Below are 23471 nucleotides of genomic sequence, written 5' to 3' on the forward strand. Positions count from 1 at the left end.
AAAGTATTATTTTCACCTAATTAGGATTAAACTTTGATGATAATTATTTAGACGGTTTGCTTGTTATTAATTATTCAGTAAGTATAAGTTGCCATGATATGTCATATTTGTCTTGACACCATCCAAATTTTTTACCAAATCCGTAATCTCCATCACCTTCGTAGTCCATTAAAGGCACCATTACCTGACCATCATTTGAAGACAGTTTTTCAAAAAGTGTTTGTATCACTTCATTAGAACTGTCACTTACAAAAAGTGAAATTGCAGGTGTAAATGACCAATCATGATTATAATTACTTTCCGAAACCATATAATCAGTACCATTTAGTGTAAATACTCCATATTTAATTAGCTCAGGTGTACCACCTGGCTCTCCTTCTGAGTATTTTTTTATGTTTTTAAATTCAGAATTTGGAAAAATAGAAGTGTAAAAATTTATCGCTTCCTCAGCCTTTCCACATTGGTCACCTACAAAAGTTAAAAATGTTGTTGTTTTCATAATTATTTAGTCAATTCCCTATAATGGATGTTTTAAATTTTATCTAATTACTAACAATATGCTTATATACCTAAAATTGCGGAGTTGTAGCTATTAAATTTGACTGTAACTTTTTTAATAGTTATAGATAATATTTTCCTTAATTAATGCCAATCTGCACTTTTAAGTTTTTTACTTATTAAATATATCGGCCTCTCAAAATGTACTGCAAGATCTTTGTCTATGGCTTTTTTATGGTTAACAACTAGAATAGAAATCACAAGAGGATCACATTAAATAACTAAAAAAAAACAATCATTATCTTTATACAGTATTGATTTTTTTACTTTAAATGTGTTTTCTAAATATTAATCTATTTCCTCTTTCTTTCGTTTCCAATTCACTGACACATTCCATATTCAATTTTTCTAGCACTTTTCTTGACGCTATGTTTTCAGGACTAACAACTGCTATTAATTCAGTCAAATTCATGTTGTTTTTTGCATGATCCAACCAAAACTGGCCAATTTCTGTAGCTAGACCTTTTCCCCAATTATTTTCATTAAGAATAAATCCGAATTCATAATTATCTTTATTTAAGTAGTCACACTTTAATAATCCCGAAATTCCAATAATTACATCTTCTGAAATAGATGTTACACACAAAAAACCACTTTTATCATTCTTTGACTTAATGAAATCTTGTTTTATTATTTTTTTAAACTCTTCTGTAGTAAAAACTCTCCCTTTTAGGGTTGTTTTCATTACGAGATGATTTTCACAAAGTAATTTTTCTAAATCTTTTTCATATTTAGAATTCAATATTTTAAATCTTAATCTATCTGTTTTAAACATAAGTCAAATTATTTCATCATTTAGTTTTTTCGATATGTAATCCCTTTCTAGGAAATGAAAACCAACGTTTTTGTGTATGATTAGTGGCGTGATCAAGCACGTAAGTTAGCAAATAAAAACCGAACATAAAATGCCGTGAGGGTTCCCATAAACAGGTGATTAATTATACACCTCTTAAGCTTATATATCATTCAAAATATTCAATCTCCCGAGTCCAAACGTATAGTTTCTTTCCTTTTACAAATTTTATTTGCTTAATCCAGTTATTCTGGCTGTCAGATTCGTATTCAAATTCAATAACTACAGGATTATTTTTTTCTGTATAAATTAATTTGGTTTGGTTTCCATTTTTGCCATAATACAGGTCGTTTTTTACTCCCAAATAATTGAAATGACTTTAGAATTAGAGTTTTTAATATCATCTATTGAATATTCTTCTTTATCTGGACCGTCATAATTTCCTAATGACATTTCGTATGCAATATTTGAACCTTCTTTACGCAAATAAATATGATAATGTTCAGTAGAAATACTCATGTTTGAACGCTTTTTATTGACATCAATATAAGTCATTCCTAATTTAACGCCATATATATCAGACACATTTGAATTCTCTTTAATCAACAATTGAGATAATATTTCGTTTTCAGTATCTGGTGTTGTTAATATTGCTTCTGTTCCTATTTTGTAATAAAAATAATTTGGCCCATCTTGTGCTCCAACATTTTTGGTTACAGTAAGGTTAGTAAAAGACGCTTTAATTTTTAATTCTTCAACAGACATTCTTTTTGTTAGTTTTAAATGCCCCAAAGCACTTTCAGTTAACACTAGCTTGTCAATATCTTCAGCTAATTTTTCCTGTGTTTGAATTTTAGTCGAAATAGAATCTTTTGATTTTGTTTTATCATTCTCTTTACAAGAAAAAATAATGAAGAAAATTGATAATATAATTACGGCTTTTATGGTGTTCATAGGTTTGTTTTTAAATGATTTATTACATATTCATGCACCGGCTAGCTGTGTGATTTCATATCAGTATGTTAGTGACAGTAATTATTTTCCGCTTTCGCCTAACAATGTTACTTTTTTCAACCACTTTTCTCTAAAACCCAAAGTTGAATTTTTTATTGAAGCAATATAAGTTATTCTTACAGGACTTACACCGCAAAATTCTAATGTTCCTTTTTTAAATTGATTAATAGCAGGGCTTTTCATAATTAAAAAATCATACCATTTTGGCGTATCTGCTGTAATTATCAATCGTGCTGATTTTCCTTTTAAAAGTTTTTCAGGTAATGCCTTTCCCTCAATAGGCTGATATGTAATTCCTGGTAAGAATATTCTGTCTATAAATCCTTTCATTATAGCTGGGTAACTGTACCACCACATTGGAAATACCCAAACAATATGATCGGCTTTTTTAATTTTTTCTATGGCTAAAATTAAATCAGGCTCCAATTCCATTCGCTTTCGATAACCAAATTTGAGATTAGGATTAAATTCTAATTCCGTAATATTAATTTGAGATATTATTGCATCTGTTTTTTCAACACCTTTTACATATGCACTTGATATTCCGTAATTAAAGCTCTCTGTATCTGGGTGTCCATTAATGATTAGTATTTTTTTCATAATTATTCTTTGTTTTATGCAAAGAACAATACTTCGTTACTTTTTTAAAAGGACATTTGTCTCATTCGTAATTGTTTTTCTTATTCTACTTAAATGCCTTTGGGTAATACCTAAATATGAAGACAAAAAATGCAAAGGAATGGATTGTAAATATTCAGGTTGATTTAGAAGTAAATCTTTATATTTCTTTTCTGCGGATTCTTTTTGCAACAAAAACACCCTTTTTTCCATTTTAATGTATTCTTGTTCAGCTATTAATTTGAAAAATCTTAGCCAATTTGCACTTGATTGCTCTAATATTAAAATCTCTTCTCTTGATATCGTTAATAACTCTATAGCTGTTAAAGCTTGAATGTTTTCTATAGTTTTAGTTTGAGACAAGAAAGAAGAGTAAGCACTTACAAACGTATTTGAAAAGGTAAAACAATAGGTAACCTCCTCTGCTGAGGAAGAGTAATAAAATGACCTAAACAATCCAGAAACCACAAATGCTATTTCTTTAGATATTCTGCCTTCTTTGATAAAAAAATCACCTTTCTTTAATTTCTTGCTCTTAACCTTGCTTTCAAAAAGGTCTATCTCATTTTCGGTTAGAATATTAAATGCTTGTAAGTAGTTCCTCATTTTTTTTATTACTGCCAACTTAATTTGTTGATGTATTACATATTTTATAACCTCAAAAAAAACAAAGTACTAGCGCTGCTTTTTAGGTTTACTAGCACTAATATAACTATTATAAAAAAAAGATTGTTATGCTTATCTGTAAAAGGTAAAATATTACTAAATGACATCTGTATATTATGTATTAGATCCTCATAAGTCACAGGAAGCGAAATTAATAACAGTCATCTTGTTACGCTTTTATTAGATTAGAGTTTATAGGTTCTTTTAACAAATAAAAAACCACAACGGTATATTTTGAGCATCTTTCACGATCAAAACACTATTTATATTTCCGCTAAAGCTTCCTGTTTTTAAATCCTGAAAAACAGAATTAAATCCGTTATCATTAACACAAACAGGCTCGGTTTGCGCAAATAAAGACAACGTTACAACTGATAAAATAATTGCAATTAACACTTTATGGTTTTTCATATTTACAGATATCGCTTTACACTCAAAAAATTTATAATTTAAGAAGCAACACTAATTAAGAACCTTTTCAAGTGCTTCTAATTCACTTGGTCTTGGCGCATTATTAGTTACAATAGCACCCTTTTCATCAACAATTAAATATTGAGGAATACTAACACCGCCTTTATAAGTAGAATGATTCATGGCAAAATGTGAAAAAAAATCGTTATTCGCTAACATATGTAAACCGTTTAAATCGTAATATTTAATGCCTTGTTTCCATTTGTCTTCAAAATCTGCTTTATCTAATGAAATATACAGCTTTTTGTAACCTTTAGATTTTAATAGCGCATTGAGCTGATTGTTATATTTAAACTCGCCTTTACATGGTCCGCACCAAGTCGCCCAAATATCTATGTAATATTTTTCACCTTTAAGCTGACTTAAAAGATCTTCTAATTTAAAAATGTTTTCACCTTCTATAAACTTAACACTACTAGGCATTTCACCTGAAATTTTTTGATAATAATCTTCAATAACTTTAATTTCAGTATCAAGATAACTTGTGTAAACACTATTAGGATATCTGCTTTTAAAATCTTTATAGAGAGTAACTAAACTACTTTCAAAATTTCTTTGTTTTGAAGCATTTATAATAAAGTTAGCTAATACTTTTTCTGTTATTACAGGGTTTTTATATGTTTTAATTATATCATATTTAAACGGATATAATTTATCATTTTTATACCATTTTTGAGTAGAATCTCGCGTAATTGAACCTTCTGCCATTATTTTAAACTTAGGCATATTTAGCAATATATTATCAGCATAATCCAACCACCTACTGGTTTTATAATCATTCTCTAACGGGTAATTTTCAATAGTTTTATTAAATAACTCAAGTAATTCTTCATTAATAGATGAGTTTCCATATTGCTTATCTAAAATTATATCTTGTGTTTTTAAGGCGTAGAAATAGTTTATTTCATCTTCTAAAATTTCAGCAAATCTTTCTTCAATTTGAGTGCTATCAATCAGATTTTGGAGTTTACTTAACTCTGCACTTTTTTGTGTTTTTATTTTTTGTGTAATAAGGTAAGATGTGGTGTCTGATATATAATTTCTTGATTCGTTAACATCAAAATAAGGCCGCTTAAACGCATTAAATAAATGCATTCCTTTTTCATTTTTTCCTTTAAAAACAAAAGCAGAATCTATATAAGCAATTTCAATTTTACTATTTGGAAATAATATACTTTTTAATCCTTCCTTACCAATCTTAACTGACACATACTCCGGTTTACTTATTTCTTTTCTGAATAAAAATTCATTATTTTCATTAGGATAAATTGTATCATTTTTCATATCCCGGATGTAAACATCATCTAAAGGATTTTTAACCACAATAAAAGGGGTATTATCTAAGTTTAGAGTGATTTCGGCATATTGCTTTTCTTCTTTGGCGCAAGATGACAGCATTATAATACTTAATAAATAAAAGGCTTTTTTCATAAAGATTGATTGAATCTGTAATATACTAAAAAAAGCTAAACACCAATACACATGGCTATTAAAAGAAAAAGTTTTCTAATACCGCATAAAGCACACTAGAAAACTTAATCATTAAAAAGGTAAAGGGTAATTAATTTTTAGCGGGCGTATTATTACTCGTATTAAATACATTATAACCTAAGCCAATCCCAAACCAAGGTTTACCTTGATACATCCAGTTTTCTCCCATCTTACCAGATAAGCGATCCCAGCCAACTAAAGCTGCAATTTGGAAATCGTCATACTCACCAATTAAACCCACAAAAGGAGTTAATGAAGATGCGTTTGTTTTAGATGAAATAATATCATTTTTAACTGTTGTTTCATCAATACTCACCGAGGTAAGATTAATACCTACTGAAGGGATTATAAAACTTTTTCCTTTTGAGTCGACCCTAAATCTTAAACCTACAGATAAACCAATATTAACATCACCTGTAAAATCAAAAGGGCGTAATTTATTACCTTCATCATCTACAGCATCACTTCCTGGTCTTATTTTAATAGGTACAGTAATAGCGCCTGTTACAAAACTTAACCTAGGGTTTTCATTAACATACACTTTATAGTGATTTTCATGATCGGCATTAGATAAGTAATAATAGTTGATCTGCTCAATTAATACTGTGTCATTAGAAGGCGTCTTATTCCTCTCAGAATCACCAACTTTTACACTACTCATAGTTGCATAAACAGTTATGTTTTTAGAGTTACCTTTTTTCCACTTCAAGAAACGAATAATAACGCCATTAGCATCTGAATGATCTATCACAAAACGCCAATCTTTTTGAGCTATAATTGACATAGAATCATCCATTGTAGTCGCTTTATCAATATCGTATCTTGGTAAACTAATAGTGCGGGTTAAATAATAAACGTTGTCATCATTATCTTGTGAAAATAAACTTGAATAACTTAAAAGGAATAATAAAATTAGAAGGTTTTTCATTTGTAAAGTTTTTAAAAATTAGACATCTATAATTAATAAGCACATGGCTTACTTTAAATGCTATAAAAACAATTCAAAAGGAGGAGTTATCATCTAGTAATTAGACGATTGCACTAATTTACGAAAAATATTTTAAAAATCAATAAACATATAAAAAACGTCCTAAATAGACGTAGCTCTAATTTAGGGATAAGAAATTATTACCTATAACAACCAGAGGCTGTATTGACACAGCTAATTCTTTGAGATCAAAGACAAATTAAAGTCACCATATAGATACGCCATAGATATCCCGTAGATACTCCGTAGATACTCCATGGATAGTCCGTACATAGTCCGTACTTACATATTAATCTACTCCTCCAATTTTAATTCCTCCATAATTTCCGCAAATAATGCGTAAGAGCGCTTTCTATCTGCTATGGCATAAATATTAGCCACTGCAATTAGTTCATCAGCTTGCGTATTGGTAATAAATGTTTGTATTTGTTTTTTTACAGTAGCTTTACTCCCAATAAACGAATACTTTAACATTTGTGCGACTTGAGGATGTTTCATAATTTCTTCAAGTTCAGCATTCATAGGAATTGGCGGTTGCACTTTAGCTCGTTTTCCGGTAAACAAGCCAACAATCATTCTTATTAAAGATGTAGATAAGGCCTGCGCTTGAGCATCGGTATCTGCAATAATCACATTCACACCAGCAATTACATAAGGTTTATCTAATACAGAACTCGCTACAAACTCTTTCCTATATATAGAAATCGCTTCCATTAAATGCGTACTTGCAAAATGACTTGCAAAAGCATAAGGCAATCCTTTTTTGGCCGCCAAATGTGCACTATCTGTACTAGAGCCTAAAATATAAACAGGCACATTTACACCTTCGGCAACGGTTGCACGTACTTGTGCGGTTGCATTTTCAGTAGAAAAATAACGCTGTATAGATTCCAATTCTCTTGGAAACGATTGTGCGGCTTGCATAAAATCTGATCGTATGGCTTGGGCTGTAGCCTGATCTGTTCCTGGTGCGCGCCCTAAACCTAAATCAATACGGTTTGGATATAGCGACCCTAAAGTTCCAAATTGTTCGGCAATAATTAACGGCGAATGATTAGGCAGCATTACCCCTCCCGATCCAACTTTAATGGTATGAGTTCCTGCCGCCACATAACCTATTAAAACTGAAGTCGCACTACTTGCAATATTAGCCGAATTATGATGTTCAGCCAACCAGTAACGCGTGTAACCACAACTTTCAGCATGTTGCGCTAACGCTAAAGTGTCATTAAAAGTTTGCGTTAAAGTTTGTCCTTCGGAAACTAAAGCTAAATCTAATATCGAATAAAGAGGCATTGTATTCATCATAATATAAGCTGTAAATTGTAAATATAATACTGCAAAAATAGACAGTCGATTACAAACAAAACTATATTATATGTGAAAATTCTCTTCTAAAAAGTTAAAAAAAATACAGATAATAAACCTCATAAACATAACCGCTTCAAACAGAACTAGAGCGCCTGTTTTTTCATCTTAAAAACAAAATTAAAGGCGATAATCCACTCACAAAAAAGAAGCAAACAGACCTAAAACGATAACTAACAGACGTTTTTTATAAAGATTTTATGTTTTTTTCACAGCAATAGATAAACCGCTTACTACAAAAAGGTTATAACTATAAAAAACAACTGAAAATCATTAAATATCACCTTTTTTAAAAACGAATATGATCTAATTTCTATTACTGTGCGTAACTATATTAAATCACAAATCAACAAAATGAATATGAAGAATACAGCAATAATTTTAGTTTCAGCAGTAGTTTTAAGCTCATGTGTATCTAAGAAAAAATACACTGCATTAGCAGAAGACAACGGACAGTTAAAAAGTGAATTAACAAAAACAATCGTAGAGAAAGAAGATCTTGAAGCTAAGTTTTCGGCTATTGAAAACCGCGTGGCAGATTATAATTCTAAAATAAATGCGCTTACCAAAACTTCCAATGCACAGTTAGTACAAACAGACGGTACAGTAATGTCTGAAGATACTAAATCTAAAATGCGAGAAACATTAAAGCAAGTGCCACCTGCATATCTTATGAATGCAAAAACACTTAAAGACTCAATGAATGCCGCAGTATCTTACAACCTTACGCATACTATTGAAGGAATTAACGAAAACGACGATATTTCAATTAATATTGAAGAAACTGTAGTTATGATTTCTATTTCTGATAAAATGTTATTTAATTCAGGAAGTTACCGAGTAAGCGCTAAAGCAGATAAAATCTTAGCTCAAATTGCAGAGGTTATAAAATCTGAAGAAAGTTTAGATATTATGGTTGAAGGACATACCGATAACCAAACCTTTAAAAACACAGCTGCTATAAAAGATAACTGGGATTTAAGTGTATTACGTGCCACATCTGTAGTTAAAAAATTACAAAACGATTTTGGCGTAGCGCCAGAGCAATTAATTGCTGCAGGACGTAGTTTTTACAAACCTTTAGCTGATAACGCTACAAGCGAAAATAGAGCTAAAAACAGAAGAACGCGTATTGTAATCTTACCTAATATAGATAAGTTTTTTGCTTTAATGAGTAAAGAATAATACCAATAACATCAATTAAGTATTAGTCCGTTTTCTAAAAAGAGAACGGACTTTTTTATGGGCATTTTTCAAGGTAGAAATAGTTAAATAATCCGTTAAAAATTAGACTAATCTTAACATGTATGGTATTTTTGTAGACTTAAAATAAAGCCTATGTTTTCAATATTTAAAGTTTTTAGAGTTGTTGCCCTTTTAGAAGGAATTTCTTACATATTATTACTATTTATAGCTACGCCTATTAAAAAATTCTACGAAGATGACACTTATGTAAAACTATTAGGAATGCCACATGGCTTACTGTTTATTGCTTACGTAATTTTAGCTTTATTATTAGTGAAAAAACTAAAATGGAATGCCGCTACAACAGCTATTGTACTAATAGCTTCTCTACTCCCTTTCGGAACTTTTTATATTGATCATAAATACCTAAAACCTGTAGCCTAGTGAAAAACTACCAACATTACTTTTACGATCATTTGCTTAGTTTAAACCTACCGGAAAACACAGCGTCATACCTCAATATGCTAATATTATTAGTGTTTCTTATAGTGATTATTGCAATCACTGATTTTATAACACGTAAAATAATTTTACAGCTATTCTCTAACTTTGCCGGGAAATCTAAAACCAACTTCGACGATCTACTTATTTCGCATAAAGCACCAAGAAACATTGCACACCTTGTGCCTTTAATGATTACCTTAAAGCTGTTTCCAATTGTATTTGCAGATTTCCCTCATTTTGAAAACCCTATTGAAGTACTCATCAAAATATACGGGATACTCTTATTTATATGGATTTTACGCAGTGTATTAAAAACCTTCGAATCCTATTTCAAAACACTCCCTAGTCTAAAAGACAAACCTATTGACAGTTACATACAAGTTGTTATGATTGTAGTATGGGTTGTAGGTATTGCCCTTTGTTTTGTAGTGATCACAAATATCCCATTACTTAATTTCTTTACAGGATTAGGAGCTGCATCAGCAGTATTACTACTTATTTTTAAAGATACTATTCTTGGATTTGTAGCCAGTATTCAAGTTGCAGTAAACGATACCATACGGATTGGCGATTGGATTACTATGGAAAAATATGGTGCCGATGGTGATGTTATTGAAATTAACCTAAATACCGTACAAGTACAAAATTTCGATAAAACCATTACCAATATTCCTACTTATGCACTAATTTCTGATGCATTTACCAACTGGAGAGGCATGAGTAATTCTGGCGGACGACGTATTAAACGTTCTTTAATTATTAAAGCCTCTAGTATTCAATACCTTTCGGAAGAACGCATTGAGTCTCTTAAAGACATCCAGTTAATTACAGATTATTTAAATACCAAACAGAAAGATATTAATTCTTTTAATTCTGAAAACAACATCAATAAAGACGTCTTAATTAACGGTAGAAACCTAACTAACCTAGGCGTTTTTAGAAAGTATATTCAAACTTATATTGAAAATCATTCGGCCATTAATAAAGACATGACTATTATGACACGTCAGTTAGCTCCAACGCCTCAAGGTATTCCGTTAGAAATTTACGCCTTTAGTAAAGATAAACGTTGGGAAAACTACGAGTATATCATGTCTGATATTTTTGACCACTCATTAGCTGCTATTCCTTATTTCGATCTAGAAAATTTTGAGTTACCTAGCGGGAAATTATAATTTAGTATACAGGTAATAACATAAAAAAGGTGAATTCTTTAATTAGAATTCACCTTTTTTATGTATAAACAACTTCAGCAAAAACCAAAAATAACACCGACTAAATGCATTATTATCCGATTATTTGCGTTTTTTATCAATTTTAATAGTAAAAAACACACATAATATATTAGTTTTGCTCACGATATAATCTATTAATCAAAACCTAACACATTTAAATATGAAAAAACCTCTACACATCATCATTACTATAATGATTTGTTTTATGACACAGCTTAATATTGCGCAAAACCTATCTGCTGGGGATATTGCTTTTATAGGCTTTCACCAAGACGCTCCCGATGGATTTACATTTATTACCCTTACAGATATTCCTGCTAATGAGGTTATCTATTTTACTGATCATAGTTGGTCTGTAGCATTTAATCATTGGCACAACAACACCGCAGACGCACACTATGCATGGACAGCACCATCAACTGGTGCTTCAATTGGAACCATCGTAACTATAACCGAAACGAATACAGAAAATATTTTAACAACCACCGTAGGAACAATATCTATGGCTACAAACTTTGGAGGCTTCTCTCTCATACCTAGTGGTGATGTTTTATTTGCTTACCAAAGTACTACTGGTCCTATGCCTACAGCTAATAACGCTACGTTTTTAGCAGGTATTTATACCGATGATAATTATGCCCATAATACAGATTGCGATGGTCCTCAAGGTTGGTATAATGGTACACCATGTGCTTCCGATTATACAACAGAAGGCTCAATATCTACAGGATCTAATGCCTCTGGAATTGCACCTGGCTTAACAAACGGTGAAAACGCAGTACACTTATACCCTGCTCCAATATTGGAATTTTCATCGGAGAATGACAATGGGCGTTATACAGGAACTTTATCAGGTAATGCCGATGATATTAGAGCACTTATTAATGATAGAACAAAATGGAGTTTTGAAGATACACCTGGCTATGACATTTCTGCTACATATTTTAATAGTAATACAACCATTGCTATCACTCCCGTTTTAAACTGTGAAACTCCAATAATTAGCTATCTTACTCTAAACTTATACGAGCCTTCTATCCTTGATTGCCTCTTTTTGAGTGGTGTTTATATGGAAAATGGAATTGTTAATGACAAAAAAGCCTATGTACAAATAAGCAGTTTAATTGGACAAAGTTTCGGTCTCATCACTTTTGATGGCACTCAATGGATACTAACTGTCCCTCCTCAAGAAGAAGATGGAGAAACTTTTATTATTGCTACAAACTTAAATGTAACAACAAGTACTACAGCGCCTTTAACAGGGTGGGTTGCCTCAGAAGGAGTATGTGTAGGATCTAGTGTTGAAATAATTACTGGAGCTTATTTTTTTAGCGAAATGCCATACTCTATATTAGCTGAAACAGGATATAATTATTATACAATAGAAACAGGAGGTACTGCTATTGATATAAATAATGAAAATACAATTGAAGCAGGAACATATTATGTAAGCCAAACAATTGAAGAATGTGAAAGCCCTGTAACTGAAGTTACTTTAAGTCTTCTTACAATTAATAATGCAATCACAGAAAGTAATGGAATACTTACCGCTACCGAAAGTAATGCTACTTATAGATGGTCTAATTGTAATGAAGAAATCCCCGTTAACAATGCCAACAGCCAATCTTACACACCAACAGAAGCAGGAGAATACAAAGTAACTATCTACAAAAGCGGAGGTTCTATTCAATCTGAATGTTATGAAATAAACACTTTAAGTACAATTACTATAAATGAAACACCTTCAGTTACAATTTACCCAAATCCTGCAAATACGCATGTATCTATTACCTCGGCTAAAGCAACTCAATTTGTGGTCTTAAACTTATTAGGTCAAACGGTATTAACTTTTGATACAGAAGTTAATATAACTAAATCTATAAATATAAACACACTAAGTAACGGTATCTATTTAATTAAATCGTTAGATACAAATACAATATTTACTCATAAATTAATTGTTAAAAAATAAATTTTTTGAACGAGTTATAAGGCACAAAAAAGGTGAATTCTTTAATTAGAATTCACCTTTTTTGTGTTTTAAAGTCAACCCTATGCTTATTGCAATCTATCTCTTACAAATTCTACTTCTGTTTTTCCGTGTGGCGCTGGTTTACCGTCTTCACCAAGATTTACCATAATAATATTATCTACAGTAAGTATCGTTTCGCGAGTCATTTTATTACGCGCTTCACATTTTAACGTTAAAGATGATCTACCAAATTTTAAAACATCAATACCAATTTCAATAATATCACCCTGTTTTGCAGAACTCATAAAATTAATTTCAGAGATATATTTAGTAACAACCTTTGAGTTTTCTAATTGTATAATAGTATATAAAGCCGCTTCTTCATCTATCCAAGCTAGCAATTGCCCTCCAAATAATGATTGGTTAGGGTTTAAATCTTCTGGTTTTACCCATTTACGTGTGTGAAATCTCATCATAAAAATAATGTGTGTTGTGCTGTTTGGTTAGGGATTTTTAAATCGCAACCTAAAGCGTTATTTAATTCTTTTATAAAATATGCAGAAAGCAATGGTGACTCTTTTTCAATATTCTGATGTACAAAAAAATTAATTTCAGTAATACCTTGTGCTTTCCATGTTTTTAATCGGGTTACCCATTGGGATAACCTAGTATAATCACTTTCATGATTGGCGCCTACAAACCTTACAAATGCAGTGCAATTTGTAAGTCGCATGTGCAATAAATCGCGTCTTCCTGCGGTATCTACAATTACATTTGCGACATTATGAGTTTCCATAATAGCATACAACTCTCTAGCAATAACGTCATCATTAAACCAATTAGCATCACGAAACTCAATAGCTAGAGGACTATTTTTAGGCCAATTTTTAATAAAAGCAACTACCGTCTCAAATTGATTTGGTGAAAAACTTTCATGCATTTGTAAAAATACAGTACCTAACTTTTCTTTTAAATTTGAAATGTGCTCCAAAAAAGACACTATAAACTCATCTGTGTGTTTTAATTGCCGATCATGACTCACTATTTTTGGAATCTTTGGAAAAAACTTAAATCCTTTGGGTGTTTTCTGACACCATGTTGAAAATTGTTCCGCAGAAAATAAATTATAAAATGTAGCGTTAAGCTCAATCGCATTAAACTGTTTGGCGTAATATGTTAACTCATCTTTAGTACCTCTTGGATAAAATCCTTTTAATTCTGCACGGTTCCATTTGGCACAACCTACATGTATTTTTATAGCGCTATCTCCTACTCTATTTTGTAGTACTTTTTGAGTACCTATAGCATCTTGAGGTAATGTGAATTTAATATGTGCTGGATTAATAACGCTTCCAAACTTCATGCTTTTGGATTTTAACCAAAGATACTTGTTTCACTTTTTACAGACACGCTATCAACATTAAAAAAAGTAATAAATCTATAAATGAAAACAATATCAATACTAAGAAATTGTTAAGTGTGCAGAATTAAAAATGTTTTTCTTTATTTTTATTAAAACTTTATATGATGCCAAATAGATCTTTATCCCTAACAGAGATTCGCCCAACTATTAAGTCTGCAGTAATACATGATAGTATGAGTGCCGACGAACGTTTTCAAAACACAACTTTAAGACCAATTATAAAACTTCAAAACGATTTGTTTATAGCTGTTTTTAAAAATCATATTCATAAACGAAAAGGTGTATTTTACCAATTAACGCTTCCTAAAAAAGTAGTTTATATTGAACACGCTTTATTAAAAGACACCAAATTAAGAAATGTCTTAAAAGGAATAATTATTGGTCATTTTACTGTAGAAGAATATGCTATTTATATTAAAAATTCTTCAGCATTAAATAAACGTATGATGAGCATGGTGAAAGAGCGTTTAATAAGTCACATTCAATTACTAGATGAAATAAACTTATAGAATTCTCACATTTTTAAAGTATCGTTTCACCATTAAGATTGGTAGTAAGTACATCGCTCATATAATCAAAAAAAGGGCGTACTGTTTTAAAATCTGCACTAACTTTACTTATAAAATCAGCTTTAAAGATTTCTTTATCGCTATATTTTTTAGTGAAAATATATTGTTTTTTCTTAATCAGATCAATATCTGCATGGGTTTTATCAAAATCTCTTGGTGCTGTTTTAAGCTCCTCTCCCTCTAGCGCTCCCCAAGTTTTTTTAAATGTTGCGTCATTCATAATAGCTCTCATTTCGGAAGCATCCATTTCAAACTCTTTACGAATTCGTAATAAATCGTCTTTATTAGGATCCCAAAACCCAACAGCAATAAAAGATTCATTATTAGGCTGTAAATGCAAATAATAACCACCTCTTAAATGCGGCTTTGTTCTTCGAAAAGACGCTCCAAAATGCGTTTTATAAGGCAATTTATTTTTAGAAAAACGCACATCTCTATAAATCCTGAAAACTTTTACGGCATCAACATCATCATGTGTTTTTAAATCTTCAAAAAGTGCTTGAAATCCTTTTTTTGCTTCAGCTTCAACTGTTTTAAACGCTATTTTATGATCGTTAAACCAATCGCGGTTATTATTAATTTCTAATTGATTGAAAAATGTAAAAGCTGCTTTAGGAAAAGTTACTACTGACATAAAATTATACTGTTTTGAAGTTATAAATTTACAAAAAAAAGTCCTGAAAGAATCAGGACTTTGAAATGTAGTTTTATAAGGTTTTGTTAATTATTAATCTACAGCATCTTCCACATCATCTGCGGCGTCATCTACAGCGTCTTCCACATCATCTGCGGCGTCTTCAATAGTATCTCCTGCATCATCAACAGTGTCTTCAACTTTTTCTTGTGGTGTCTTTTTTTGATCTCTACAACTTGTAAACACTGTAGTAATTGTAAATAATAAAGCGAATGTTAAGAATATTTTTTTCATAATAGAAAGGGTTTAAAGGTTAATTTAAAAATTTTGATAACGTTACAGTGGTTATTTCTTTTTCACTAAACCCTTGAATAAGGATAGTATAAAAAGGATTAAAAATATATAGAATAATATTTTCGCAATACCAGCTGCGGCACCTGCAATACCTCCAAAACCTAAAATTGCAGCAATAAAGGCGATAATAATAAATGTAATGGTGTAACGTAACATATGGTGTGTTTTAAAAGTTAATACTTGACTTTAAAAGGGTTTAAAATCGATTAATAAACAGAATGTAATATTTGTAAGAAAATTACATTTCAACAACCGTTGTTTTAAGTTGCTCTGAAGAGTTTTTCACCCAAGCGTTTAGCATCCAGCTGGATTTTTCTAATGTGCGGATATAACCACCAATTAAATCTACGGTTCCTTCATCAGAAGCTTCATTAGCATGCTTAATAACAATACTCATCTGTTGTAATAGGATTTTGTGATCTTTAATCACTTCTTTCACCATAGTAGTGTCCGATTGTAATGGAGAAACTTCTGTGATTGAAGAAATTTCCAGATAATCGCTCATTTTACTCATTGGATGATGCTTTAACGTTAAAATACGTTCGGCAATATCATCGATTTTCACACGAGCATCTGTGTATAATTCTTCAAATTTAGGATGTAAAACAAAGAAGTTTTCTCCAAGAACATTCCAATGAAAATTTCTTAGTTTTTGGTAGTACACGTGATAATCTGCTAATAGTGTATTAAGTTCTACTACAACAGGTAATAATTTTTCGTCTTGCATATTCAAATAGTTCATAATTATAAGTTTAAAAGGTTAACACTATGTGTGTTCTATTCATAACTTATAAGGAAATGCCCTACATGCCAAGTACTTTAACAGGGTTTAACTTTGATAAAACTGCTTTAACATAAATTATGTTAAAGCCATTTCTTTTTTCTAAAATAAATTAACATAATAATCAATACCATAATCATTACAGCCCATACTATTTGATAACCGTATTTGTACTGAAGTTCAGGCATATTATTAAAATTCATACCATAAATACCTGCAATAAAAGTTAACGGAATAAATATAGTTGCAATTATAGTTAACACCTTCATCACCTCATTCATCTTATTACTAATAAGCGACATATGCATATCCATAATACTCCAAATCATCTCACGGTACATATCAATAGTTTCGGTAACTTGCACAATATGATCCTGTAAGTCACGTAAATAACTACGTGTTTTATCTTCAATAATTTTACATTCAGATTTCTCTAACCTATTAATAACTTCGCGTAATGGTAATACTGAACGTCTTATTTTTAAGACCTCGTGTTTTAATTTCTGAATTTGACTTGGGGTTTCACTCTCATTTGATTTAGAATCGAACACTAAAGTTTCAAGATCCTCAATTTGATCACCAAAAGCTTCTATAACGGTTATATAATTATCTACAATAGCATCCAAAATAGCGTACATTAAATAATCTGCGCCTTGAGTTCTGATAACACCTTTTCCTGTAGAGATTCTATTTCTTAATTCATCAAAAACATCACCATCTGCTTCCTGAAACGTCAACACAAAATCTTCACCAGCAACTAGACTCACCTGCTCATAAGTAAGTGTGCCGTCCTCTTTAAAATGTAGCATTTTAAAGACAAGAAATAGGTAATCGTCAAACTCATCAATTTTTGGACGGTGATTAGTGTTTAAAATATCCTCTAAGGTTAAAGAATGTAATTTGTAATGCTGACCTAATTTTTCAATTTCTAAAACATTATTTAACCCATTAACATTAATCCACGTGATGTGATTATTGGCTATAAAATTAAAACCGTCTTCGGTAGTTATAGATTGAAAAATCTTATAAACTTCAGCATTATAGTTAATAACTTCTAAAGCTGTATCAGCTGAGTTTTTCACACCTCTATAAGCTAAAGTTCCTGGAGGAAGATTGCTTGTTTTATAAACTTTATTTCTTTTTTTAGCTTTCATGATTAAATTTCAATAGTAATAACTGAGACTAAATATAAACTATTTTTAAGATAGATTTTACTAGCTTATAGGAAAATTTTAGTCTGAAAAGTTAATTTTTTCTAAAAAATTCAAAATAAATGCATTTTTTTACGATTATACTTGTTTTATTTCTATATATTTATTATTATGCAATTTAAATCTTTAATACACATATGGGAAGACCAGCAACAAAACCTAAAAAGCTAAAGGATGGTTTTTATTTAGAAATAAGAAACAAAGGGTCCAAAACGGGTATAAAATTATACAGAGAAACAAAAGACCAAATGCTTAGGACAATAAAGGAGTATGAACAAGTGAAAGAAGTTCTTATTTTAGGTGAATCTAAAAACGGAAAATGGGTAAATAAAGAACCTATTGTACACGTTTTAGAAGATTAATTTAATTAGATAGCAATATTAAAGCCATGACTTTAAATACAAGCAATAAACCTAATAAACGTTTTTGGATTATTACAGGAATTGCTATTATTTGGAATGGTATGGGCGTTATGCAATATTTAGCAAAAGCCTATAATACCGATAACTTTAAAGCACAGTATACCAAAGAACAATTATCTATAATTGCTAATGAGCCTACTTGGGTTACATTCGCTTTTGCTTTAGCTGTTTTTGGTGGTTTATTTGGAAGTATAGCTTTAGTTTTCAGAAAAAAAATAGCACATGTGTTGTTTTTGATCTCTACACTAGGCATTTGTGCTCAAATGATTTACAACTTATTTATTATTAAATCAGTTGATATTTACGGACCAGCTGCTGTTTTAATGACCGCAATGATTTTAATAATTGCGCTATTTTTACTTATCTACTCTAGGCGAGTAACCTCTAAAGGTTGGCTCTCTTAAATAAAAAAAAGTGTTAGAAGATTTTCTAACACTTTTTTTTATTTAAGACAATACTATAAATCATCTATTCAAATTCTATTTTATTTAAAATTAATCCTGAAGCTGGTGCTATATAATCCATAACCTCTACACTATCAGATTGTAATGTTGTTTTAATATAATCTAAAGTAATTTCACCTCTTCCTAACTTAACTAACGCTCCCATCATTAATCGTATTTGATTACGACCAAAACCTTTTCCTCTTACGCGTAATACATAAGATTTCTCTGGAAAAAAATTAGCAGTAAACACTGTATTCTCTACAAGTTCACAGGTTAAAATTTCACGCTGATACAAACCTGTATCTGACGGTTTATAACAATAGGTTTTAAAATTATGCGTGCCTTCAAATAAAGCTGCACCTTTTTTCATCAACTCAACATCAAGGGTGTCTAAAAATGTAGTCAATAATGGTGCACAAAATGGGTGACATTTCTCAGTATGTGTGAATAAATACAAATACTCTTTAATTTTTGAATCTTGAATAACATTAAACTTTGCATCAACTTCTTTAATAGAAAGCGCCCTAATATCTTGAGGTAAATTCTTATTAAATAAAGCTAAAAACTCAGCTTCATCTTCAATCTTATGATGTAAAAACAACTCAAAAGCCGCTTCATTAGCAGACACCATGGCATCTGTTCGTCCTGAAGCTAAGGTTTTAAAATAAGCTTCGTCTTCTAAAATATATTTAAAAGTACGATCAATCATTAAATGTACCGTTTTCAATTTGGGTTGTTTTTGCCAACCATGAAAGCGATACCCTAAATATTGCGTTTTTATAAGGTAGTAATAACGTTTAGTAAACATAGTCGCAATAACGTTCTTTTTATAAAAGGGTCAAAATTTAATGTCTCAATTTTAAAACATCTACCACATCATTAAACTTAAATCCTTTGGCTTGAAGCAGCATTAAATAGTGAAATAACAAATCGGCACTTTCATTTAAAAACAAATTATCATCATCATCTTTAGCCTCAATAACCACTTCAACAGCTTCCTCTCCTACTTTTTGAGCAATTTTATTAATTCCTTTATCAAATAAAGATACCACGTAACTATTTTGATTTTCAGTACGATCTTCTGGTGCTATTTTTGAAACTTCAACGCGTTCAGCAATCGTAGCTTCTAAAGTTGAAATAAATCCATAATTCTCGGAGTTAGCCTCATCCCAGCAAGTGTCACTTCCTGTGTGGCAAGTTGGTCCTTTTGGTTTTACTTTAATTAATAACGAATCATTATCACAATCCAATTTAATATCAACTAAATTCAACACATTTCCACTCTCTTCACCTTTAGTCCATAAACGATTTTTACTTCTACTAAAAAAGGTTACCAATTTAGTATCTAAGGTTTTTTTAAGTGACTCAGCATTCATATACCCCAACATTAACACATTATTTGTTATGGCATCCTGAATTATCGCTGGCACAAGACCGTCGGCATTTTTATTAAAATCTACATTCATAATTTTTATTATCTATAATAACACTGAAATTTAATTCAGCAATATCAATCTATTTTTACAGGTTTAATACTAAAGTCTCACTTCAATATCATTAGCTTTTAAAGCTGCTTTTAATTCTAAAATTTCTATGTCACCAAAATGAAAGACACTAGCAGCCAAAGCCGCATCAGATTTCCCTTCTTTAAATGTATCTACAAAATGCTGAACAGTTCCAGCTCCTCCAGATGCAATAATTGGAATATTAACAAGGCTTGAAAGTTTTGCTAAAGCCTCATTTGCAAATCCGTTTTTGGTACCGTCATTATTCATTGACGTGAATAAAATCTCTCCTGCACCACGTTTTTCAACTTCAACAGCCCAATCAAAAAGGTTTAATTCTGTAGGAATACTGCCGCCAGCTAAATGTACCATCCATTCACCATCAATTTGCTTTGCATCAACAGCAACTACAATACACTGACTCCCAAATTTTTCTGATAATTCATTAATTAACTCTGGTCGTTTTACCGCGCTAGAATTAATAGATACCTTATCTGCACCACAATGCAATAAGCGATCTACATCTTCAATAGATGAAATTCCGCCACCAACTGTAAAAGGAATATTCACCTGTTCGGCAACTTTAAGTACCATATCTAAAGTGGTTTTCCGAGCTTCTAAAGTGGCAGAAATATCTAAAAACACCAATTCATCGGCACCTTTTATCGCATATTCTTTAGCTAATTCAACCGGATCACCAGCATCTCTAAGATTTACAAAATTCACACCTTTTACGGTACGTCCGTTTTTAATATCCAAGCAAGGGATAATTCGTTTCGTTAACATATTACATGTGTGTTTCTAAATCTTTTAAACTAATATTTCCTTCGTAAAGTGCTTTTCCAATAATTACACCATCACAACCTAAATCTTCTAACCTATTAATATCATCAATAGAACTCACGCCTCCTGAAGCAATTAATTTCATCGTATTGTCATCGCTCGTTTTACATTCTCTAAGCATTTTTTTATACAACTCAAACGACGGACCTTCAAGCATGCCATCTTTTTCGATATCTGTACAAATCACATACTGAATTCCATTTTTTTGATAGCGTTTTACAAACGGAATAACTTCCAAATCACTCTGCTCCTGCCAACCACTAATCGCTATTTTTTCATTATTACAATCGGCACCTAAAATAATTTTGGTGCCGCCATATTTTGACACCCAGCCTTCAAAAGTCTTCGTGTCATTAACCGCAATACTTCCTCCTGTTATTTGGCGTGCGCCAGAATTAAAAGCAATATGTAAATCTTCGTTAGTTTTTAAACCACCACCAAAATCTATCTTTAATGTGGTTTTTGATGCAATTTGTTCTAAAATCTTATAATTTACAATGTGTTTTGCCTTGGCACCATCTAAATCTACCAAGTGTAAATATTTAATTCCTGCGCCTTCAAATGCTTTCGCAACTTCAACAGGATTTTCGTTATATATCTTTTTAGTATCGTAATCGCCTTTGGTAAGACGTACACATTTACCATCTATAATATCAATTGCTGGAATAATTCTCATAATTATAATTCTAAAAAGTTTTTTAATACTTGCTCACCTAATTGGCTGCTTTTTTCTGGATGAAATTGTACGCCATAAAAATTATTATGTTCTAAAGCTGAAGCATAAGACATCCCATACGTTGTTGTTGCAATAGCTTGCGCACAATTTTCAGCATAATAACTATGCACAAGATACATGAAAACGTCTTCTTTAATGTCTTTAAACAATTTTGATTTTAAATTTGTAATCGTATTCCATCCCATTTGCGGCACTTTAACTGTATTTGGAAATCGTTTTATAGCAACATCAAAAACCCCTAAACCTTTAGTTTCACCTTCCTCGGTAGAATTACACAATAATTGCATCCCTAAACAAATCCCTAAAACAGGCTGTTTTAATGTAGGTATAACGACATCTAAACCGCTTTTTTTCAACATATCCATAGCATGACTTGCGGCTCCAACACCTGGGAAAATAATTTTATCGGCAGCTTTAATTGTTGCAATATCATTTGATAAAATCGCCTCAACACCTAGCCTTTTAAAAGCAAATTGAATGCTTTTAATATTACCCGCGCCGTAATCTATAATTACTAATTTCATTTATTATGGTTTTAAAGCATTCCTTTTGTTGAAGGCAAAATCATTTTTTCAACATCTCTTTTAACAGCCATTTTTATAGCTTTTGCAAAGGCTTTAAAAATCGCTTCAATTTTATGGTGTTCGTTTGTGCCTTCTGCTTTTATGTTTAAGTTACATTTTGCACCATCGGTAAACGATTTAAAAAAGTGATAAAACATTTCTGTTGGCATTTTACCAATCATTTCACGTTTAAAATCAGCTTCCCAAACTAACCAATTTCTACCGCCAAAATCTATGGCTGCTTGGGCAAAACAATCGTCCATTGGTAAAGAAAATCCGTAGCGTTCAATCCCTAATTTATTTCCTAATGTAGTTGCAAAAACTTCACCTAAAACGATGGCTGTATCTTCAATAGTATGATGTTCATCAACCTCTAAATCTCCAGTAACTTTAAGTTTTAAATCTAATTGTCCGTGACGCGCAATCTGATCGAGCATGTGATCAAAAAAAGCAATTCCAGTGTCAATATCGCTTTGCCCTGTTCCGTCAAGGTTTAAATCAATTTTTATTTGAGTTTCATTGGTATTTCGCTCAATATTTCCTGTGCGTGCATCGGTTTTTAAAAACGCATAAATAGCTTCCCAATCGTTAGTTTCTAAAGCTATAAAAGCATCTAATTCGTCACGTTTTACGGTAATTTCATCAGTTCCTAAATTGGTGTTATCATTTATAAATATGCCTTTTGAACCTAAATTCTTAGCCAATTCAACATCTGTTAAACGATCACCTATTACAAATGAATTTTCCAAATCATAATCTTCGGTAAAATATTTAGTCAATAATCCTGTGTTAGGTTTTCTAGTTGACGCATTATCTTTTGCAAATGTGCGATCAATAAATTGCTCCTTAAACACAATGTTTTCGGCTTCAAAAGTTTTTAAAATAAAATTATGAACCGGCCAAAACGTGTTTTCAGGATATACAGCGGTTCCTAAACCATCTTGGTTGGTAATCATTACAATTTCAAAATCTAATTCTTTTGCAATTTTGCTTAAATACTGAAACACTTTTGGGTAAAATTCTAGCTTTTCAAACGTGTCAATTTGTTCATCGGCAGGCTCTTTAATTAAAGTACCATCACGATCTATAAATAAAACTCTTTTCATTTTTTATGCTTTTTA

Annotated in this window: 29 protein-coding genes; 7 read left to right on the forward strand and 22 right to left on the reverse strand. The window is 31.1% G+C overall.

The features are described from left to right. Window positions 1–70: 70 nt before the first annotated feature. The 9 genes from ACU4C5_RS13595 to ACU4C5_RS13635 form a co-directional block, all read right to left on the reverse strand. Window positions 71–499, reverse strand: a complete 429-nt coding sequence (locus ACU4C5_RS13595; RefSeq protein ID WP_446844755.1) for a VOC family protein — start codon at window positions 497–499, stop codon at window positions 71–73. 327 nt (window positions 500–826) lie between these two features. Then, complete coding sequence (locus ACU4C5_RS13600; RefSeq protein WP_446844756.1) at window positions 827–1333, reverse strand: GNAT family N-acetyltransferase; 507 nt, start codon at window positions 1331–1333, stop codon at window positions 827–829. Window positions 1334–1705: 372 nt separating this feature from the next. Next, window positions 1706–2305 carry a hypothetical protein gene (locus ACU4C5_RS13605; protein WP_446844757.1) on the reverse strand — a complete coding sequence of 200 codons (600 nt, stop codon included), beginning with the start codon at window positions 2303–2305 and terminating at the stop codon, window positions 1706–1708. Between the two features lie 81 nt (window positions 2306–2386). Then, complete coding sequence (locus ACU4C5_RS13610) at window positions 2387–2965, reverse strand: NAD(P)H-dependent oxidoreductase (protein ID WP_446844758.1); 579 nt, start codon at window positions 2963–2965, stop codon at window positions 2387–2389. Window positions 2966–3001: 36 nt separating this feature from the next. Then, on the reverse strand, window positions 3002–3607 hold the full coding sequence (locus ACU4C5_RS13615) for a Crp/Fnr family transcriptional regulator (protein WP_446844759.1): 606 nt from the start codon (window positions 3605–3607) through the stop codon (window positions 3002–3004). Between the two features lie 246 nt (window positions 3608–3853). Further along, the gene (locus ACU4C5_RS13620) at window positions 3854–4060 is read right to left on the reverse strand and encodes a hypothetical protein (protein ID WP_446844760.1); all 207 of its coding nucleotides are present in this window, start codon (window positions 4058–4060) and stop codon (window positions 3854–3856) included. A 51-nt stretch (window positions 4061–4111) separates the two neighbouring features. After that, window positions 4112–5551, reverse strand: a complete 1440-nt coding sequence (locus ACU4C5_RS13625; protein WP_446844761.1) for a TlpA family protein disulfide reductase — start codon at window positions 5549–5551, stop codon at window positions 4112–4114. Window positions 5552–5681: 130 nt separating this feature from the next. Beyond that, window positions 5682–6539 carry a hypothetical protein gene (locus tag ACU4C5_RS13630; protein ID WP_446844762.1) on the reverse strand — a complete coding sequence of 286 codons (858 nt, stop codon included), beginning with the start codon at window positions 6537–6539 and terminating at the stop codon, window positions 5682–5684. A 354-nt stretch (window positions 6540–6893) separates the two neighbouring features. Next, entirely contained in the window at window positions 6894–7904 is a 1011-nt protein-coding gene (locus tag ACU4C5_RS13635; RefSeq protein ID WP_446846459.1) for an LLM class flavin-dependent oxidoreductase, read from the reverse strand. A gap of 423 nt (window positions 7905–8327) precedes the next feature. On the opposite strand from ACU4C5_RS13635, the gene ACU4C5_RS13640 reads away from it, so the two are divergent. The 4 genes from ACU4C5_RS13640 to ACU4C5_RS13655 all read left to right on the forward strand — a co-directional run bounded on the left by ACU4C5_RS13640 (window position 8328) and on the right by ACU4C5_RS13655 (window position 12863). After that, a complete protein-coding gene (locus tag ACU4C5_RS13640) occupies window positions 8328–9152 on the forward strand; it encodes an OmpA/MotB family protein (protein ID WP_446844763.1) in 825 nt (274 codons plus the stop codon). A 153-nt stretch (window positions 9153–9305) separates the two neighbouring features. Further along, window positions 9306–9596, forward strand: coding sequence for a DUF3817 domain-containing protein (locus tag ACU4C5_RS13645; RefSeq protein WP_446844764.1), 291 nt, complete (start codon window positions 9306–9308; stop codon window positions 9594–9596). After that, on the forward strand, window positions 9596–10831 hold the full coding sequence (locus ACU4C5_RS13650; RefSeq protein WP_446844765.1) for a mechanosensitive ion channel family protein: 1236 nt from the start codon (window positions 9596–9598) through the stop codon (window positions 10829–10831). The genes ACU4C5_RS13645 and ACU4C5_RS13650 overlap by 1 nt, the downstream gene beginning before the upstream one ends. 220 nt (window positions 10832–11051) lie before the next feature. After that, window positions 11052–12863 (forward strand): T9SS type A sorting domain-containing protein, encoded by a 1812-nt coding sequence (locus ACU4C5_RS13655; RefSeq protein ID WP_446844766.1) that lies wholly within the window; start codon window positions 11052–11054, stop codon window positions 12861–12863. Between the two features lie 86 nt (window positions 12864–12949). On the opposite strand, the gene ACU4C5_RS13660 is transcribed toward ACU4C5_RS13655, so the two are convergent. Together ACU4C5_RS13660 and ACU4C5_RS13665 are read right to left on the reverse strand one after the other, a co-directional pair. Next, window positions 12950–13336, reverse strand: a complete 387-nt coding sequence (locus ACU4C5_RS13660) for an acyl-CoA thioesterase (protein ID WP_446846461.1) — start codon at window positions 13334–13336, stop codon at window positions 12950–12952. Next, entirely contained in the window at window positions 13336–14226 is an 891-nt protein-coding gene (locus ACU4C5_RS13665; protein ID WP_446844767.1) for a DUF72 domain-containing protein, read from the reverse strand. The genes ACU4C5_RS13660 and ACU4C5_RS13665 overlap by 1 nt, the downstream gene beginning before the upstream one ends. 164 nt (window positions 14227–14390) lie before the next feature. Between ACU4C5_RS13665 and ACU4C5_RS13670 the strand changes: the two genes are divergently transcribed. Next, window positions 14391–14795 (forward strand): glyoxalase, encoded by a 405-nt coding sequence (locus ACU4C5_RS13670; protein ID WP_446846462.1) that lies wholly within the window; start codon window positions 14391–14393, stop codon window positions 14793–14795. A gap of 13 nt (window positions 14796–14808) precedes the next feature. Here the strand turns inward: ACU4C5_RS13670 and ACU4C5_RS13675 are convergent, their stop codons facing one another. From ACU4C5_RS13675 to corA, 5 genes are all read right to left on the reverse strand, one after another. After that, window positions 14809–15489, reverse strand: coding sequence for a DUF2461 domain-containing protein (locus ACU4C5_RS13675; RefSeq protein ID WP_446844768.1), 681 nt, complete (start codon window positions 15487–15489; stop codon window positions 14809–14811). Between the two features lie 93 nt (window positions 15490–15582). Further along, window positions 15583–15783: a hypothetical protein gene (locus ACU4C5_RS13680; RefSeq protein WP_446844769.1), complete on the reverse strand. Its 201-nt coding sequence runs from the start codon at window positions 15781–15783 to the stop codon at window positions 15583–15585. 51 nt (window positions 15784–15834) lie between these two features. Next, window positions 15835–15999: a DUF1328 family protein gene (locus tag ACU4C5_RS13685; protein WP_446844770.1), complete on the reverse strand. Its 165-nt coding sequence runs from the start codon at window positions 15997–15999 to the stop codon at window positions 15835–15837. Window positions 16000–16081: 82 nt separating this feature from the next. Then, the gene (locus tag ACU4C5_RS13690; protein WP_446844771.1) at window positions 16082–16585 is read right to left on the reverse strand and encodes a Dps family protein; all 504 of its coding nucleotides are present in this window, start codon (window positions 16583–16585) and stop codon (window positions 16082–16084) included. Window positions 16586–16707: 122 nt separating this feature from the next. Then, complete coding sequence (corA, locus tag ACU4C5_RS13695; RefSeq protein WP_446844772.1) at window positions 16708–17778, reverse strand: magnesium/cobalt transporter CorA; 1071 nt, start codon at window positions 17776–17778, stop codon at window positions 16708–16710. A 194-nt stretch (window positions 17779–17972) separates the two neighbouring features. On the opposite strand from corA, the gene ACU4C5_RS13700 reads away from it, so the two are divergent. Both ACU4C5_RS13700 and ACU4C5_RS13705 read left to right on the forward strand, forming a co-directional pair. Further along, window positions 17973–18197 (forward strand): hypothetical protein, encoded by a 225-nt coding sequence (locus ACU4C5_RS13700; RefSeq protein WP_446844773.1) that lies wholly within the window; start codon window positions 17973–17975, stop codon window positions 18195–18197. Between the two features lie 26 nt (window positions 18198–18223). Then, complete coding sequence (locus tag ACU4C5_RS13705) at window positions 18224–18661, forward strand: hypothetical protein (RefSeq protein ID WP_446844774.1); 438 nt, start codon at window positions 18224–18226, stop codon at window positions 18659–18661. A 64-nt stretch (window positions 18662–18725) separates the two neighbouring features. On the opposite strand, the gene ACU4C5_RS13710 is transcribed toward ACU4C5_RS13705, so the two are convergent. The 6 genes from ACU4C5_RS13710 to hisB form a co-directional block, all read right to left on the reverse strand. Next, complete coding sequence (locus ACU4C5_RS13710) at window positions 18726–19511, reverse strand: tRNA pseudouridine synthase A (protein WP_446844775.1); 786 nt, start codon at window positions 19509–19511, stop codon at window positions 18726–18728. A 37-nt stretch (window positions 19512–19548) separates the two neighbouring features. Continuing rightward, the gene (gene hisIE / locus ACU4C5_RS13715) at window positions 19549–20169 is read right to left on the reverse strand and encodes a bifunctional phosphoribosyl-AMP cyclohydrolase/phosphoribosyl-ATP diphosphatase HisIE (RefSeq protein WP_446844776.1); all 621 of its coding nucleotides are present in this window, start codon (window positions 20167–20169) and stop codon (window positions 19549–19551) included. Window positions 20170–20238: 69 nt separating this feature from the next. Further along, complete coding sequence (gene hisF / locus ACU4C5_RS13720; RefSeq protein WP_446844777.1) at window positions 20239–20994, reverse strand: imidazole glycerol phosphate synthase subunit HisF; 756 nt, start codon at window positions 20992–20994, stop codon at window positions 20239–20241. 1 nt (window position 20995) lies between these two features. Further along, window positions 20996–21727: a 1-(5-phosphoribosyl)-5-[(5-phosphoribosylamino)methylideneamino]imidazole-4-carboxamide isomerase gene (hisA, locus tag ACU4C5_RS13725; protein WP_446844778.1), complete on the reverse strand. Its 732-nt coding sequence runs from the start codon at window positions 21725–21727 to the stop codon at window positions 20996–20998. A 2-nt stretch (window positions 21728–21729) separates the two neighbouring features. Continuing rightward, window positions 21730–22311, reverse strand: coding sequence for an imidazole glycerol phosphate synthase subunit HisH (hisH, locus tag ACU4C5_RS13730; protein ID WP_446844779.1), 582 nt, complete (start codon window positions 22309–22311; stop codon window positions 21730–21732). An 11-nt stretch (window positions 22312–22322) separates the two neighbouring features. Further along, a complete protein-coding gene (gene hisB / locus ACU4C5_RS13735) occupies window positions 22323–23456 on the reverse strand; it encodes a bifunctional histidinol-phosphatase/imidazoleglycerol-phosphate dehydratase HisB (RefSeq protein WP_446844780.1) in 1134 nt (377 codons plus the stop codon). Window positions 23457–23471 lie beyond the last annotated feature (15 nt).

Source organism: Lacinutrix undariae (assembly GCF_052934785.1).

Coding starts and splice junctions, on each gene's coding strand:
- ACU4C5_RS13655 (WP_446844766.1), top strand. CDS start 11,052: ATGAAAAAACCTCTACACATCATCATTACTATAATGATTTGTTTTATG.
- corA (WP_446844772.1), bottom strand. CDS start 17,778: ATGAAAGCTAAAAAAAGAAATAAAGTTTATAAAACAAGCAATCTTCCT.
- hisB (WP_446844780.1), bottom strand. CDS start 23,456: ATGAAAAGAGTTTTATTTATAGATCGTGATGGTACTTTAATTAAAGAG.
- ACU4C5_RS13700 (WP_446844773.1), top strand. CDS start 17,973: ATGGGAAGACCAGCAACAAAACCTAAAAAGCTAAAGGATGGTTTTTAT.
- ACU4C5_RS13610 (WP_446844758.1), bottom strand. CDS start 2,965: ATGAAAAAAATACTAATCATTAATGGACACCCAGATACAGAGAGCTTT.
- hisIE (WP_446844776.1), bottom strand. CDS start 20,169: ATGAATGTAGATTTTAATAAAAATGCCGACGGTCTTGTGCCAGCGATA.
- ACU4C5_RS13710 (WP_446844775.1), bottom strand. CDS start 19,511: ATGTTTACTAAACGTTATTACTACCTTATAAAAACGCAATATTTAGGG.
- hisA (WP_446844778.1), bottom strand. CDS start 21,727: ATGAGAATTATTCCAGCAATTGATATTATAGATGGTAAATGTGTACGT.
- ACU4C5_RS13675 (WP_446844768.1), bottom strand. CDS start 15,489: ATGTCAGTAGTAACTTTTCCTAAAGCAGCTTTTACATTTTTCAATCAA.
- hisH (WP_446844779.1), bottom strand. CDS start 22,311: ATGAAATTAGTAATTATAGATTACGGCGCGGGTAATATTAAAAGCATT.
- ACU4C5_RS13595 (WP_446844755.1), bottom strand. CDS start 499: ATGAAAACAACAACATTTTTAACTTTTGTAGGTGACCAATGTGGAAAG.
- ACU4C5_RS13605 (WP_446844757.1), bottom strand. CDS start 2,305: ATGAACACCATAAAAGCCGTAATTATATTATCAATTTTCTTCATTATT.
- ACU4C5_RS13645 (WP_446844764.1), top strand. CDS start 9,306: ATGTTTTCAATATTTAAAGTTTTTAGAGTTGTTGCCCTTTTAGAAGGA.
- ACU4C5_RS13665 (WP_446844767.1), bottom strand. CDS start 14,226: ATGAAGTTTGGAAGCGTTATTAATCCAGCACATATTAAATTCACATTA.
- ACU4C5_RS13625 (WP_446844761.1), bottom strand. CDS start 5,551: ATGAAAAAAGCCTTTTATTTATTAAGTATTATAATGCTGTCATCTTGC.
- hisF (WP_446844777.1), bottom strand. CDS start 20,994: ATGTTAACGAAACGAATTATCCCTTGCTTGGATATTAAAAACGGACGT.
- ACU4C5_RS13640 (WP_446844763.1), top strand. CDS start 8,328: ATGAAGAATACAGCAATAATTTTAGTTTCAGCAGTAGTTTTAAGCTCA.
- ACU4C5_RS13660 (WP_446846461.1), bottom strand. CDS start 13,336: ATGAGATTTCACACACGTAAATGGGTAAAACCAGAAGATTTAAACCCT.
- ACU4C5_RS13630 (WP_446844762.1), bottom strand. CDS start 6,539: ATGAAAAACCTTCTAATTTTATTATTCCTTTTAAGTTATTCAAGTTTA.
- ACU4C5_RS13680 (WP_446844769.1), bottom strand. CDS start 15,783: ATGAAAAAAATATTCTTAACATTCGCTTTATTATTTACAATTACTACA.
- ACU4C5_RS13685 (WP_446844770.1), bottom strand. CDS start 15,999: ATGTTACGTTACACCATTACATTTATTATTATCGCCTTTATTGCTGCA.
- ACU4C5_RS13600 (WP_446844756.1), bottom strand. CDS start 1,333: ATGTTTAAAACAGATAGATTAAGATTTAAAATATTGAATTCTAAATAT.
- ACU4C5_RS13670 (WP_446846462.1), top strand. CDS start 14,391: ATGCCAAATAGATCTTTATCCCTAACAGAGATTCGCCCAACTATTAAG.
- ACU4C5_RS13620 (WP_446844760.1), bottom strand. CDS start 4,060: ATGAAAAACCATAAAGTGTTAATTGCAATTATTTTATCAGTTGTAACG.
- ACU4C5_RS13690 (WP_446844771.1), bottom strand. CDS start 16,585: ATGAACTATTTGAATATGCAAGACGAAAAATTATTACCTGTTGTAGTA.
- ACU4C5_RS13705 (WP_446844774.1), top strand. CDS start 18,224: ATGACTTTAAATACAAGCAATAAACCTAATAAACGTTTTTGGATTATT.
- ACU4C5_RS13635 (WP_446846459.1), bottom strand. CDS start 7,904: ATGAATACAATGCCTCTTTATTCGATATTAGATTTAGCTTTAGTTTCC.